12 protein-coding genes and 2 pseudogenes are annotated in these 15,376 nt (G+C 33.1%); all 14 read left to right on the top strand.

Annotated features, from left to right (window positions below):
- Positions 1-410: 410 nt before the first annotated feature.
- Positions 411-1,037: pseudogene (locus tag ACUL40_RS07155) on the top strand (polymorphic toxin type 50 domain-containing protein); the annotation flags it as partial.
- 16 nt (positions 1,038-1,053) lie between these two features.
- Entirely contained in the window at positions 1,054-1,392 is a 339-nt protein-coding gene (locus ACUL40_RS07150) for a hypothetical protein (RefSeq protein WP_000872896.1), read from the top strand.
- Positions 1,393-1,481: 89 nt separating this feature from the next.
- Positions 1,482-1,766 (top strand): hypothetical protein, encoded by a 285-nt coding sequence (locus tag ACUL40_RS07145; protein WP_002025991.1) that lies wholly within the window; start codon positions 1,482-1,484, stop codon positions 1,764-1,766.
- A complete protein-coding gene (locus ACUL40_RS07140) occupies positions 1,741-2,085 on the top strand; it encodes a hypothetical protein (RefSeq protein ID WP_016124776.1) in 345 nt (114 codons plus the stop codon). Before ACUL40_RS07145 ends, ACUL40_RS07140 begins: the two co-directional genes overlap by 26 nt.
- A gap of 318 nt (positions 2,086-2,403) precedes the next feature.
- Positions 2,404-2,922, top strand: a pseudogene (locus ACUL40_RS07135) (cytoplasmic protein); the annotation flags it as partial.
- A gap of 27 nt (positions 2,923-2,949) precedes the next feature.
- Positions 2,950-4,197 carry a PoNe immunity protein domain-containing protein gene (locus tag ACUL40_RS07130; RefSeq protein WP_074554737.1) on the top strand — a complete coding sequence of 416 codons (1,248 nt, stop codon included), beginning with the start codon at positions 2,950-2,952 and terminating at the stop codon, positions 4,195-4,197.
- 301 nt (positions 4,198-4,498) lie between these two features.
- The gene (locus ACUL40_RS07125) at positions 4,499-5,431 is read left to right on the top strand and encodes an AAA family ATPase (protein ID WP_000105663.1); all 933 of its coding nucleotides are present in this window, start codon (positions 4,499-4,501) and stop codon (positions 5,429-5,431) included.
- Positions 5,428-6,537 (top strand): DUF58 domain-containing protein, encoded by a 1,110-nt coding sequence (locus ACUL40_RS07120; RefSeq protein ID WP_445423079.1) that lies wholly within the window; start codon positions 5,428-5,430, stop codon positions 6,535-6,537. The genes ACUL40_RS07125 and ACUL40_RS07120 overlap by 4 nt, the downstream gene beginning before the upstream one ends.
- 15 nt (positions 6,538-6,552) lie before the next feature.
- Entirely contained in the window at positions 6,553-7,293 is a 741-nt protein-coding gene (locus tag ACUL40_RS07115; protein WP_000247497.1) for a hypothetical protein, read from the top strand.
- Positions 7,294-7,476: 183 nt separating this feature from the next.
- Positions 7,477-7,983 (top strand): DUF3902 family protein, encoded by a 507-nt coding sequence (locus tag ACUL40_RS07110; protein WP_000843838.1) that lies wholly within the window; start codon positions 7,477-7,479, stop codon positions 7,981-7,983.
- 258 nt (positions 7,984-8,241) lie between these two features.
- Positions 8,242-9,408, top strand: coding sequence for a serine hydrolase domain-containing protein (locus ACUL40_RS07105; RefSeq protein WP_445423078.1), 1,167 nt, complete (start codon positions 8,242-8,244; stop codon positions 9,406-9,408).
- 356 nt (positions 9,409-9,764) lie between these two features.
- Positions 9,765-11,519: an adenine deaminase gene (locus tag ACUL40_RS07100; RefSeq protein WP_078386547.1), complete on the top strand. Its 1,755-nt coding sequence runs from the start codon at positions 9,765-9,767 to the stop codon at positions 11,517-11,519.
- A 108-nt stretch (positions 11,520-11,627) separates the two neighbouring features.
- Positions 11,628-12,140 (top strand): hypothetical protein, encoded by a 513-nt coding sequence (locus tag ACUL40_RS07095; protein ID WP_078386546.1) that lies wholly within the window; start codon positions 11,628-11,630, stop codon positions 12,138-12,140.
- A 489-nt stretch (positions 12,141-12,629) separates the two neighbouring features.
- Positions 12,630-15,266 (top strand): collagenase ColA, encoded by a 2,637-nt coding sequence (gene colA, locus ACUL40_RS07090; RefSeq protein WP_445423077.1) that lies wholly within the window; start codon positions 12,630-12,632, stop codon positions 15,264-15,266.
- Positions 15,267-15,376 lie beyond the last annotated feature (110 nt).

Genomic DNA, 15,376 nt, shown 5'->3' with positions numbered 1-15,376 from the left:
ATTAAAGGAATAGTTGGTGTGCTTAAGTATAGAACCATGGGATATAATGATACTTTCTTGAAATTCATAGATCATGATGGTTGTACCATCATAGAGTGTTATGTGCAATGATAGAATAGAAAACGAGGTACGAGCTTAGGCGAGATGACATTTTACTGTACGACGAATATTAAAGACTTGGAATGGGAAAAAATTCACAAATTTATGCTACTTAAAAACATATGAACTTAAAGCACTTGGTTGTCTATTTGAGACAATAAGTGCTTTTTTAATTGAAAGGTAAGCTATAAATTTATCGAAATTATTTTTATGAATTAAAGCTAACAGAATATGCACATAGGCTTCAATTGCAGGTATATAGTTTGTTTTTCAATGTCAGAAAACATAAAAAAATAGGGCAATATTATTAAATAGCCGGGTCCATTGTAGAAATGTTTGAAGCTATTTCGCTCATAGGCGGATCTAATTTCTTAACTATCGTCGCAGAAGTAGGAACTGGTGGGTTAGCATCACCAATTGTTATTCCATTAGATATAGCAGCAACAGCTGCTGGGGCTAGTCTTTTTGTACATGGTGGATTTGTTTGGAATAAATCGATTCAAAATACTAAGGATACTCTTCAAAAAATCCAGTCTTCTGGTGGAGGTAAGGGTGCGAGTAATCGAATACCTTCTTATGGAAAAGATTCTGTACCTAAAGGCCCATACCGTGAAGTAAATGGTTATCCAATAAAAGTGAAAGCAGGAGCTCAAGAAAAGCATATTCCCGATACACCGAACTATAAACAAGAATTAGCAAATGGAAAAAATAAGAGCATTTTCTATGGAGATAATAAAATAGCACAAGAATTGCTTAATAAGTTCGCCGGGAAAGGTCAACTACTACCAAACGGTAAAAAAGAAAGAGTAGACTTTGGTAAAACAATTGGAAAATACTATGATCGTGATACTGGTGAATACCTTGAAACTACTAGAGGAATGATTCATTATGGAAAAGACGGAGCACATATAGTGCCTTCAGAACCACTAAAGAAGTAATAAGAGGGGGATATACATGAAATATGATCCTTTAATAAAAACGTTAAAAGAGTATAAAGATAGAGACTTGATAATAGAGTGGGAAAGTGGATTGAAAATTATTGGTGAACCAGACACACTTTTTGAAACAGACAATGGGTTAGATGACGATGATGTGAATTATACCGAATACTATGCCGTTACATTTCAAGTGAATGATATTTTAGCGCATCCTACTAGGGAAGAAAATAGTTTATATAATTGGTTAATACAAAAGAAAGGCTCGTTAGTTGAAATTTCTCTCTATGATGATCCGCCAAGTGCAGTGTTTTTAACTGACGGAAAAAGAGTATGGGAAAGAAAAATGTGTAAATAATAGGTGGCATTTAAAATGAGACCTTGATTGGCATATATACCAATCAAGGTTTTTTTCTATGTTTTTACACCTGTAAAGGGTGTTCATCAGTGGTACGAAATTGGTTACAAGAAAAAGAGACGGATGAGAGTATGAGTGTACTTAGGATATCTAATAAGAAATCTCAATGCCGATTTTGTGAAAAAACATGGATTGAATGCAATGAAAGAAATATTCTTGAATATGGCAAGGCAGAAGGACCTACACCTGAACAACTTTATAAAAAGTATGGTTCATGGGAAAATGTGATATATGGCAGTTTAAAAACAAATCCAGCAATGGATGTCATAGTATGGGAGGAAAATAATTATGAAAGAAGAAAAAATACAAGGTAATATAAAGTGGATTACATACAATAATTTAAGATTTAGAATAGAGAAGGTTAATGATGATTCATCCGTAATTTGGGTTTCTGATAATTTTGTGAATTTATGTTTTACCTTAGTAATGAATGACTTTTTAAGTAAATGTGAGGAGGGGTTGAATATAAATATCGAAATTGATTTTACTTGGAATAATCATAGAGGTTTGATTATAAAAAATCATGATATAAATCTAATTTTAGGAGAAATAATTAATTTTATTAGTGAATGGGAGTTAGAAGGAAATTCAAATGCTGATAATTTTTCTACGGAAGAGTGGTATTCAGCATAAGCTTACAAGGTATGCTAGCTTTCCATCATTCTTAGGAATTTAAATTTAATGTATGTTTAGGGGATATTGAATGTGAATTGAACCTAAAGAGTTAGATAAATATTTTAAACAACTAGCGAGGAATGAATTCTGTATAGTAAAGAATTCATTCTTTTTAAGTTTGTTTTAATTTACTTGTAATTATAGTAGTTAATATTTGAAGAGGCAATCACCCTAAGTCATAAAGAGACGAAAGCCTATACTCAAAGTAAGATTTCAAAGCTTTAGGAAGAAATTGGTTAATTTAAAGAGGTTAAGAATGATACTTAGGGTACGGCTAACGGTAAACCTAGCAGTAACAAAAATACAAATGTAGACAATTTTGATGCAAAAACAGCTACCAATAAGCAAAAAGGTAATTATGGTGAAATAAAATCTAGTGACAATTTATTGAATAATCAAAGTTTAAAAGAAGCTGGATTTGATTTAAAGCCAGTCGGAAAAAGTGCACCAACAGGTATAAATGATAAAATAGTAAAAGGAATTGATGGATTATACGAAAATGCAAATCCAAATTCAAATATTAAATATGTTATTGATGAAGCAAAGTTTGGTAGTTCACAATTAGGAAAAACTAAAGATGGACCACAAATGTCAGATGGTTGGTTGACAGGTGTGAATACTGAAAAAAGTAGAATATTGAAAGCTGTTGATGGAGATAACAAATTAGCAGATAAGATTACAAAAGCGTTGGAGAGAGATAAGGTAGAAAGAGTATTATCAAAAGTCGATAGTAGCGGAAAGGTTAAAACATTTAAGATAGATGCAAAGGGTAACATCGTTGGAGAATGGCCATAATTTAGAAGCGAGGAGGAATTGAATGGTATGAGAGATTATTTATGTATAGAAGAAAAGTGTAGAGAAGGAATTGAATATCATAAAGAGTTTATAGAGGAAAATAGAGAAGATATTAAAAGTTTAGAAGAAGATACTAAAAATGGAATTCAAAGATATTCTAAAGATAATAAGAGTATTATAGAAGGGACATATCTAGCCAATTTTAGATATGAGATGGAGGATATTAGGGCAAAGTATTCTTTAGGGGAAGATGTTAGTGTAATAGAAAAAGATTTTCATAATGCAATTTATGATTTAGAGAATACAGGAAGTAGGGAAATTGGATATTTAAGTCTGATTTGGATGATTTCCTTAGGAATTTTGTTAGAAACGGATAAAAAGAATATAGAAAGATTAAAAAAGATAGTTGATACAAAAAATATGAACGACGCAGTAATCGATTTCCTCTTATGCGCTAGTGATATCGGATACACAAAAATGACGAATAGATATTATAAAGAAAATCCATATGCAAAAACGAGAGAGATTATAGAACTTGCACAAACAGATAAAAAAGAAGCGTCTAAAAGATTGCAAACGTACATGGAGAAAGAATGGTTTAAAGGCCATTATGATTATGAATGGAAAAATGCACATAAAGAACCTGGATATGTGGGGTATTGGAGCTTTGAGACAGCTGCAATAGTAAAGATACTCGGACTTGATGATACAAGTTTAAAAGATAATAATCATTATCCATATGATTTGGCACATTATAAAAATGAAATGAAATTCAAGCATATAGACCTAAGTGAATATCACTATGAAGATGAGACAGAAGAAATCGAGGATATAGTAGAAGGAATTGAACATAATCCTGCATTGGAAAATATTATTCCGCCAAAATGGCATTCATTGGTCAATGAATTAATACATGATTATGAGAATATGGATGATAGTAGTTTTTATGAGAAATACAAAAAAACAATAGGAATAGGTCAAGTGTGGTTCTTACCACAAGAGTATGAAGAAGAAAATGAGCAAAAAAATCTATTAGGAAGTTTAATTGTGTTTGCCCTGACGGTAAGAGATTATATATTACAATTGGACTATAAAGAAGATTTAGAGGACTACATTGATAATCTTAAAAATTTCTGGAATGTTTCAGAAACAAAGTTAGTTCAATTTATGTTAGAAAATGATCAAAATTATTATGCATGGGTACCAAAAGAAGCAAGCATCCCAAATATGTATGAAGTGAAGATAGAGAGTGTCGATGTAGAGGAAGTTCTATAACGAACAAATCGAAATGGTTTTTATTATATGTAATATTAGAATGCATTTTACTAGTTAATTGAAAACAATGCATGCGTGGCAGAAAAAAGGATGTATTGTTACTAAAAATTAGAGGGAAAGAAGGCTGTTGGATTGAGTTAAGCACCTCATTGTCAATATACGACAATAGGTGCTTTTTTGCGTGCAATGAAGAAAAAATAAAAGATTCATTTTCACTCTATTTCATCTTCGAATTACATGTTATAATTTGGAAAAAAGTATATTCTTAATTTTTAGATAATTAAAAGGTGGTAGATACTATATGAGTACATTAAAGAAAATTACTAATAATATTTCGAAGGTTATTATAGGAAAAGACGAATCGATAGAACTAGCAGCCATTGCTCTAATAGCAAGGGGACACATTTTATTAGAGGATGTACCTGGGACAGGAAAAACAACATTAGCGAAAAGTTTGGCTAAAAGTGTGGACGCCAAATTTCAAAGAATACAATTTACAGCGGATACTTTGCCTGGAGATGTTATTGGCCTTGAATACTTTGATGTGAAGGAATCGGATTTTAAAACAAGGTTAGGACCCATTTTTGCAAATATCGTATTAGTGGATGAAATTAATCGAGCTGTACCGAGAACACAATCTTCGTTACTTGAGGTTATGGAAGAGCGTACGGTTACAATTGCGAAACAGACACATTCATTACCAGAACCTTTTTTAGTTATAGCAACGCAAAATCCACTCGAATCAGCGGGCACATTTCCTTTACCAGATGCTCAATTAGACCGATTTTTACTTACGATTCGCCAAGGTTATCCTACGAGAGAAGCTGAAAAGGAAATGATGAATCGGTTTCAAATGAATGATCCGTTAGAAACATTACACTCTATTATTTCAAGTGAAGAAATTATTACGATGCAAAAGCGTGCAAGAGAAGTGTTAGTAGGGAATGATGTGCAAGATTATCTTCTTGAAATTATTGAAGCAACTCGTAACCATGAGTTAATTGAAATTGGTGTAAGCCCTCGGGGAACGTTGGCATTTATGAGAGCGATTCAAGCACGGGCAATATTAAATGAAAGAGATTACTGTACGCCAGATGATATTAAGACGCTCACTGCATCCGTTTGTGCTCATCGTTTAACGTTAACAATTGAGGGAGAGATGAAAACGACGAAAGAACAAATTATGAAAGAAATTCTTCATACGATTAGTGTGCCAGTGGAGAATGTACGATGAATCAACAGCTTGTGTATACACCTTTAGCGGAGCCTTTCGTAATGGGGGTTATGTCAGTTGTAGCCGTTATTTTAAGTGTATTTTCAAGTAATCTACTGTTTTTATCTCTCGTATTTTTATATGTAATTTTAATAGGTGCTATGCATGTATATATACGTAAAGTATCTCGTGTTGAATGGGAATACAGTCAAGGGAATTCGAATGTTTTTATAGGTGAAACGAATATGTGCAAAATGAAAATTTCAAACAAGTCGATATTTCCTATTCTTAATATCGTATTTCGATTTAAATGTGAAAATAAGCTAACTTGGAATCATGATGAAATAAACAAAAATCATAGTACAGGTTCAAATTATTATATGAATTTTAATTTAAAAGGAAGGGAGTCAGTTTCATTTGATTTGCAAGCTGTAGCGTTAAAAAGAGGCATCGCGAAATGGGAAGAAGTTGAAATTGTTATTACTGATCTCTTTGGATTTATAACGAACCATATAACATATAAACAAGTTGATACGCCCTCTTATTTAGTTTTACCAGCTGTTCCGAAAATACAAGTTCCTGAATTACAAGAACGGTCACGAGGATTTCGAAAAGCGATGTCTTCACCCTTATATGATGAAACGAAAGTAATGGGAGTAAAGTCTTATGAAAATGAAGATTTTCGTTCCATCCACTGGAGTGCAACAGCGAAAACAGGGACAATAATTGCGAAAAAGTATGAGCGAACACAATGTGATAAATACGCGATTTATCTCAACTTGCAAAATAAAAGTGGTGTTTCTTTGCGAAATGATATAGAGGAACTAATTGAATTAACAGCAGGTATATGCAAACAACTTCTTATGCAAAACTGTTCGTTTGAAGTATGGATCAATAGTGTAAAAGATAACGGTTTGCTACATATAAAAAATGGGGATAATCGGAAACATTTGCAAAATGTATTAAGGGTACTTGCCTCGATATCAGACCAAGATACGCCTATATCTTCTTCTTACTTTTACACAGCAGGCTTTCGTCGAAAGGAACTGGATGCGGTTCCTTTAATTATTGGTACTTCACCAAAGAAATACAGTAGAACGAATAAATGGATTGTAATGAAAGAATAAGAAGGGGCTTATGTCATGGTGAATAAAAAGCGACATATGAAAGTGAAGTTATGGAGTGTGAGAACTTTAATCATACTTTTCTTTGCGATTAGTGCGATAACGTTATCACAAGGTATTGTGTATGTACAAGACATAGTAAAAGAGCGTTTTTTCAGTAAGACTAAGACAATATCGGAAAGAAATTATGACTTTACTAGTATAGGTGAAAATTTTGATGATTCCAAAATAGATGAAGATGAATATGAAGAAGTAAAAGATACGGGTATAAGAACGAAAACGGGTAAAAAATTTCAACCTTTCGAAAGAGAAAGTCTATGGAGTGACGTGCTTTCTGTTCTTTCAAATGTATGGATTACTATAGTTTTTTATGTGATAATCGCAATATTAATTATATATGCCATCTACAAGTATATTAGGAACAAATTGATGAGAACAGAAATAGTACAGGAGAAAGAATCGATCACAAAGCAAACTGCGGTAAGAAGCATAAAGAATGAAAAAGTCATTCATCAGTTAGAACGGCCGTTACCGACAGATAAGATAAGAAAAACGTTAGTTGAATGGGAAAGAACATTACCATTTCATGAACAGAGAAGGTCCTATGAAACGATACAACAATGGTTAAAAAGAATTTGTAGAACAAGAGATATTATCTCGTTATATGAGTCTGTTCGTTATGGTGAAAAGACGTATACGGATTTAGATGTGGAAGAAATAATGAAGTGGGTAGAGGGAGACGGGAAGGTGGATACATAAATATCCACCTTTTCTATTTTTATACGGAAATTTGATTAACATGAATTATTTTCTTATATGAAACCGTCTTCAAATAGGTAAACAAAATTAACTTTATTTACTTATACTTCATTACATGTTAACCTATACTTAATTTTTATAAATTATAATTATTTTTTGATTTTTTAAGGGTGTGAAAATGTAATGAAATCGGTATTAAAAAGCATACTTATTTCCTTTGTTTTTTCAGCAGTAGGTATGTGTTGGTTACTGTACGTATTATTCAAAGGAGACGGAGACTGGTTATTGTCTTGGATAGGTGTATTAATGGCATATTTATCTTTATATACTTTAATAGATTTATATTGTAAAAATACATACGATAAAAAAATAAATAAATGGCTTATAAAAACATCGGTGACTAGTTTTAGTTTTGCTGTATTAGGAATCTCATTTTGTATCATACATGAGCTATTAACACCGTGGAGTCTTAGTTTAATGGTGTGGTATTGGTTGCTAATGTTAGTATTATTTTTAACAACTATAATATCATTAATCAGTTTAGTATTTGTTAATCGTAAAAATCACAATTTCACCGTTGGATATAGAATGCTCATACTTCTAAATATATTTCTTACACTAGGACCAGTATTATGGCCGCTATTACTTTCTATTATTGGAAATGGTATGAATGCTAGTGCGGGCTGGTAAAAAGGAATATAAATTAGTTGTGTAAAGAATAGGATGAAAAGTTGATATAGAATTTTAAATGTTTAAGAGAACATGTTTACATAAAAAATGAAAACATGTTCTCTTTTTATTTGCATGCATAACTCTTCCTCAGTTTACCGTATTTAAATTTAAACGTAAGTATTTCGTAAGGAATGGATAAGAAAAAAGAGAGATTTATCATATAGGATGAAAGTATAGCTTGAATCAATCCGATATTAATGGAGGAGAGAAAGCCTTATGAAAAAATGTAATTCAATTAAGTTAGCAAGTTTTGCAGTTTTATTAGCGGGTACTGTTCTATTCACACCTGGTTTTACTGTGACTGCAGAGTCAGCTCAAAATATTTCTAGTTCGTCACAAGTACATGATCAAAAGAATCGTAATGGCTGGAAACAAGTAATGCAGGAAACAGTACAGCTTGGTGCTGTAGGAATATTAGCTAAGGCGTCTAACAACGGAAAAACTAGTAGTTTTACTGCTGGCGTGGCGGACTTAAGTACAAAGAAACCGGTGAATTCGGATTATCGCTTTCGGATTGGTAGTGTGACGAAGACGTTTACTGCGACGACTGTGCTTCAATTAGTAGGAGAAAATCGCTTACAACTTAACGATTCAATTGAAAAGTGGCTACCAGGTCTCGTGCAAGGAAATGGGTATGATGGTAATCAAATTACGATACGACAACTTTTGAATCATACGAGTGGTATCGCTGAATACTTAAAGTCAAAAGACGCGGACATAATGAATTCGAAAAAAACGTATACAGCAGAAGAAATAGTGAAAATAGGCCTTTCGCTGCCTCCAGATTTCTCGCCGGGTAAAGATTGGTTGTATTCAAACACAGGATACGTAATACTAGGAATGCTTATTGAAAAAATAACTGGAAATAGTTATGCGGAAGAAATCGAAAAGCGAATTATTGAACCTTTGGATCTATCAAATACGTTTTTACCAGGAAATTCACCCGTCATCCCAGGAAAGAATCATGCTCGTGGATATGTGAAAATGGAAGGGACAGGCGAGTTCAAAGATATTACGTATTATAATCCGAGTTTAGCTAATGCAGCTGGAGATATGATTTCTAATGCGGATGACTTAAATAAGTTCTTTTCATCTTTACTTGGTGGTAAGTTACTGAAGGAACGCGAGCTAAAAGAAATGCTTACTACAGTTCCTATAGAAGGCAAAGGGGTTGGTGACGCATACGGTCTTGGAATCTATGAGACTAAACTTCCAAACGGTGTTTCAGTTTGGGGGCATGGAAGAGGAATTCCTGGATTTGCAACTTTTGCTGGGGGAGTAATTGGAGGCAAACATACATTAGCTATCAGTCTTAACTCAATAGGTGGGGTCGATATTGTTCCACAGTTAAATAAAATGATGCAAATTGAATTTAATAAATAGATGAAAAGAAAATGAATAGAATTTTGTTATAGTTGTATTTAAAAGAGGTGCTTTTTTAAGTTCGCAACTATGGACAGTAGTTGCATTTATGATATGACATCAAGTGTATTCCAAAGTGAAAATCAATCTTAATGCTTACGACAAAATAAAAAAGGATGTCAGTTACATGACATTCTTTTTATTTTGGATAAAAGAGGTATGTATATAGTTCTGAAAATTGTTATTTTTTAAATTTTTACATATAATGAAGGGTATAGGGGCACCAATAGGGGAGTTATGAATGGAAAATACTTTAGTTAGTTAAATATTACTCGTTTTAATCAAAATAATTATGAGTTGATTTGGAGTTGAATACAATGGGGAAAAATCATTATAAATGGAGTAATAAACAATTACGAGAACATGTTGAAGTACTAGATGGTAAGAGAAGCACACACATATTATTAAAGAATGCAACATATTTAAATTCTTATATGCGCGAGTGGATGACAGCGAATATTTGGATATATAATGATCGAATTGTATACGTAGGGGAGCAGCTGCCAGAGCAATTAACGGAGTGTGAAGTTGTTGATTGCGAAGGAAAGTATGTCGTACCCGGTTACATAGAACCACATGCACATCCGTATCAGTTGTATAACCCAGAGACGCTAGCGAATCATGCGATGCAGTTTGGGACAACAACTTTTATTAATGATAATTTAACTTTATTTTTCACATTAAAGCGTGAAGAAGCATTTCGTTTATTAGATGAATTCAATAAGATTCCAGCAAGTATGTATTGGTGGTGCCGTTTTGATGGACAGACTGAATTGCAAAACGGAGAATCTTTGTTTAATCGTGAAGAAATAATAGAGTGGCTGCAGCATGAAGCGGTTCTTCAAGGCGGCGAGCTAACAGCATGGCCAAAACTATTACATGGCGATGATGAAATGTTAACTTGGGTGCAGGAAACGAAGCGATTGCAAAAGAAAGTAGAAGGACATTTTCCGGGTGCATCTGAAACGACTTTAGCGAAGTTAAAACTGTTAGGTACAGATTGTGATCATGAAGCGATGACAGGGCAGGAAGTTTTCACTCGTCTTATGCAAGGTTACACTGTTTCCCTAAGAAATTCTTCAATCCGCCCAGATTTAGAAGTTTTACTGAAAGAATTGTTGGAACTAGGCGTAAAGCAGTTTGATAGATTCTTTTTTACAACAGACGGCTCACATCCTTCGTTTTATGAAAATGGAATGACAAACGTAATGATTTCTACCGCGATAAAACAAGGAGTGCCAGTAATAGATGCATACCATATGGCAAGTTATAATATTGCTCGCTATTATAATATGGAACATGTACATGGTTCGATTGCGACAGGTAGAATTGCTAATATCAATATTTTAGAAAGTAAAGAAAACCCAGTACCAATTAGTGTCCTTGCAAAGGGGAAATGGGTGAAGCGTGACGGTGTAAATACGCATGAAGCATTACATATAGACTGGAGTAAATATAAAGTAACTCCATTATCATTAGATTGGTCAATAGAAAAAGAGGATATGATTTTCTCTAATAAAACGGGGATACACTTATTAAATAACGTTATTACAAAACCATATACTAGTGAAATCAATATAGACTGTGATGAATTATCCACAGATCATGATGAATGCTTCCTCATGATGATTGCTCGTGATGGTACTTGGCGAGTAAATACAGTTGTAAAAGGTTTTGCGAAAGAATTAGGTGGTCTTGCTAGTTCTTATTCCGGCACAGGTGATATGATTCTCATTGGAAAAAGTAAAGAAGATATGCTTACAGCTTTTCGTAGAGTAAAAGAGCTCGGTGGTGGAATGGTCGTAGCAGAAAACAATGAAGTGTTACACGAAATAGCATTACCATTGCTCGGGATTATGTCTAATTTAAAAATGAGTGAATTAATACAGGAAGAGAAACAGATGGTGAAATTACTACAAGAGCGTGGCTACGCGTATGATGATCCAGCATTTACAATTTTATTCTTTTCTGCGACGCACTTGCCTTTTATACGAGTAACACCTATAGGATTATATGATGTGAAAAGTAGTAAGGTAGTTGCCCCGCCCGTGAATTTGATAAAGCAATATTAAAAGGAAAGATCCTATAAAAATTTTATAGGATCTTTCTCATTATTAGCATAAGAATATTGTAAGCCTCAAATGATATAGTATCTAAATCATTTGAGGTGATATGTAAATATGAAAAAAATATTTTACATTTTAAGCGTATTTATTCTGTGTGTATCGATACAACACGTTGTACATTCCCAATCAGATGCACCAGAATTATCTTCGCATTGTCTCGAAGAAAGAAAAGTTAGAGATGAAAAGCATGTGAAGAATATAATACAGGACATTAAATCCACATTTAATTTAAATATTGATGAACATAGTTTTTGGGAAGTAAGTAAAAGAGATCTGGAGGCTGCTCATTTGATGTATGGTGGAAAGGAAAATGATTCTTATTATAATTCGCTAACTAAAATTTATGATAGTGGTGGATTTAGCGAACAGCCCAGCTTATTTGTGAGGGCGCAAGAAGCATTTTTACTTTATAAAGAAAAAGATAATATCAATGTAATGAAACGCCTAAAACTAGACGTTGAAAAAGGGGAATGGTTCGTTATAAAAACGAAAAAGAAGAAAGGGAAAAAAGTGAAATTCAAGCTGTTGCAATGTGAAAAAGATTATATGAAAAAGAGAAATGAATAACAAAATACTTATTCATACTGTTTTTATTCAACGATATTTTGCTGTTGATGTGAAATAGAAAAAGGTAAACGAACATATTAGCTTTATGGAATATGTTTGTTTACCTTTTTTTGAGAGATTTAATAATTGGGGATTATTTACTGGCTAATGAACTTATAATATTCAATGAATTTGTTCTTCATAAACATTAGATTTTGTGTCAAATGATTTATACATTGCCGAACCACCTATGTATATTTTATTCTACAGTATTTATAAAAGAATGTTGGCTATTCATAAGAAATATGATTGGCACGGTTTTTGCTTGTATTACATGTAAGGAAGGGAGATTGTATGTAAGGAATCTGTACTCGTAATAGTATAAAACAAGCTACTATTGCATTATTAATCATAGTTGTATTTATAGCGGAACTGTAAATACATACAAATAAGTGGTTTTTTTGATTTCAAAATTCTGAATTTTCTTTTAAATTATTAGGGGGCAATGGGATGGTTAAATATTCGAAAATTTCTAAGTGGATTCTTGGTGTTGGATTAGTGACAATAACATGTAATGGTTTGCAAATTCAAGCAGAGACAAAAGAGCAAAATGTGAAGAACGTATTACAAATGGAGCCGGTAGGAATACAGAAATCTGTTGATGAATTGGCGCACCCTTCAAAAGTACAAGAAAATGCATCTTTTACAAAACGGTTAAAATTAGCGGATTTATCACAGCGTCCACTAGCACCAACCGATAATATTAAACCGTTAGCTGAAGAAAAAAAGTATTCAATGGCTGAGTTAAATCAATTAAATAATAAACAATTAACTGATCTTCTTGTGACAATTAAATGGTATCAAATTCCGGAATTATTTCAGTTTAATAGTGATAGTCTTAAATTCTATCAAGATGATAGCCGAATGCAAGCAATTATTAATAAACTAGCAGAACAAGGACAAGCTTATACGAAAGATGATTCAAAAGGGATTGAAACATTAGTAGAAGCTCTACGTGCAGCATTTTATTTAGGTTTTTACCATGATGAATTAAGCAAACTAAATGAGCGTAGCTACCATGATAAGTGTTTACCAGCTTTAAAAACAATTGCAAAAAATCCAAATTTCAAACTTGGTACATCAGAACAAAATAAAATAATTGCATCATATGGAAAATTAATTGGAAATGCATCAGCAGATGTTGAAACGGTTTTATATGCAGGTGAAATTTTTAAACAATATAACGATAATCTTGCAACTTTCATTGAAGACCGAACAAAAGGAGACGCTATATATGAGTTGATGAAGGGAATTGACTTTGATATTCAGACGGATATGTACACGACTGGAAAAGAGCCAAAAGATACGATGTGGTTTCGGAATATCGATAACTTTATTAATGAAGTAAATCGTTTTGCACTACTTGGTACAGTAACAAATAAAAACGGATGGTTAATTAATAATGGAATTTATTATGCTGGCCGATTGGGCAAGCTTCATAGCACGCCGACAAAAGGACAACAAGTTGTTACAGATGCAATGCGAATTTACCCATATTTAGGAGAGCAATACTTTGTTGCGGCAGAACAAATTACTACAAATTATGGAGGAATAGATGCGAATGGAAAAACTGTAAATTTAGATCAAATTCGAGAAGAAGGTAAAAAGAAATATTTACCGAAAACGTATACGTTTGATGATGGAGCAATTGTCTTTAAAGCTGGGGATAAAGTTAGCGAAGAGAAAATTAAACGTCTATACTGGGCGGCAAAAGAGGTGCGTTCTCAATTTTATCGTACAGTTGGTAGCGATAAACCACTTGAAAGTGGACATGCTGATGATGTGTTAACGATGGTTATTTATAATAGCCCAGATGAGTATCAATTTAATCGTCAACTGTACGGATATGAAACGAATAATGGTGGGATTTATATTGAAGGGACAGGAACTTTCTTTACATATGAACGTACACCAGAGCAAAGTATTTATAGTCTGGAAGAATTGTTCCGCCATGAATTTACGCACTACTTACAGGGAAGGTACGAAGTTCAGGGATTATGGGGCCAAGGGGAAATGTATCAAAATGAACGTTTAACATGGTTTGAAGAAGGGAATGCAGAGTTCTTTGCAGGTGCAACTCGATTAGATAGTGTAGTACCGCGAAAAAGTATAATTAGCGGGTTATCTAATGATCCTGCAAAACGTTATACAGCATCACAAACGTTAAATGCGAAATATGGAACGTGGGATTTTTATAATTATTCGTTTGCGCTGCAATCATATATGTATAATAAGCGCCCAGAAATGTTCGATAAAGTACATGATTTAATTCGCGCAAATGATGTTTCAAGTTACGATGCATACCGTGCTACATTAAGCAAAGATAATAAGTTAAATGAAGAATATCAATCTTATATGCAAATGCTTATTGATAATCGCGATAAGTATACGATTCCCCAAGTATCAGATGAATATTTAACTCAACATGATCCAAAATCGCTTTCGGACGTTACTTCAGATATTACGAATGAAGCGAAATTAAAAGATGTGAAAGTAACAAAGAATAAATCACAATTCTTTAATACATTTACACTACAGGGAACATATACAGGAAGTGTGGCTAAAGGAGAAGTTGAGGACTGGAAAGTGATGAATGAAGCAACAAATGATATGTTGAAACGTCTTTCAGGAAAAGAGTGGACTGGATATAAAACATTGACTGCTTATTTTGTAAATTACCGTGTAAATAATGCTGGGCAATTTGAATATGATGTTGTGTTTAGCGGAGTGAATACGGAAGAAGGTACGGCTGTAGAAAAAGAACCAAATAATTCATTTGAAACAGCAAACCCACTATCTTTGAATATTTTGTTAAGAGGAACCTTGAGCGATCAAGATCAGGGGGATAAATTTGTTATTGATGTAAAGGATCAAAAAGATTTACAAATTTCTGTTACGAACGAACAAAATCTTGGACTGAACTGGGTATTATATTCTGAATCAGATTTAAATAATTATGTAGCTTATGCAACAAAACGTGATGGAAACAAATTGCTTGGAAATTATAATGCAAAGCCAGGGAAATATTACTTAAGTGTATATAAGTATGGTGGTGGAACAGGGAATTATACGGTACAAGTAAAATAGTTTACTATAGTTTGTTTTGAAAGGCTACTTATCGCATTTTTTAGCGAAATAAAGTATGTAATGTTAAACATTAAACTAAGCCAACATATCCCTGTTCTAATTATAGAACA

This window comes from Bacillus sp. KNSH39 (assembly GCF_052656585.1).
Note: the sequence above shows the minus strand (reverse complement) of the source record. Positions and strands in the feature narration are given on the sequence as shown.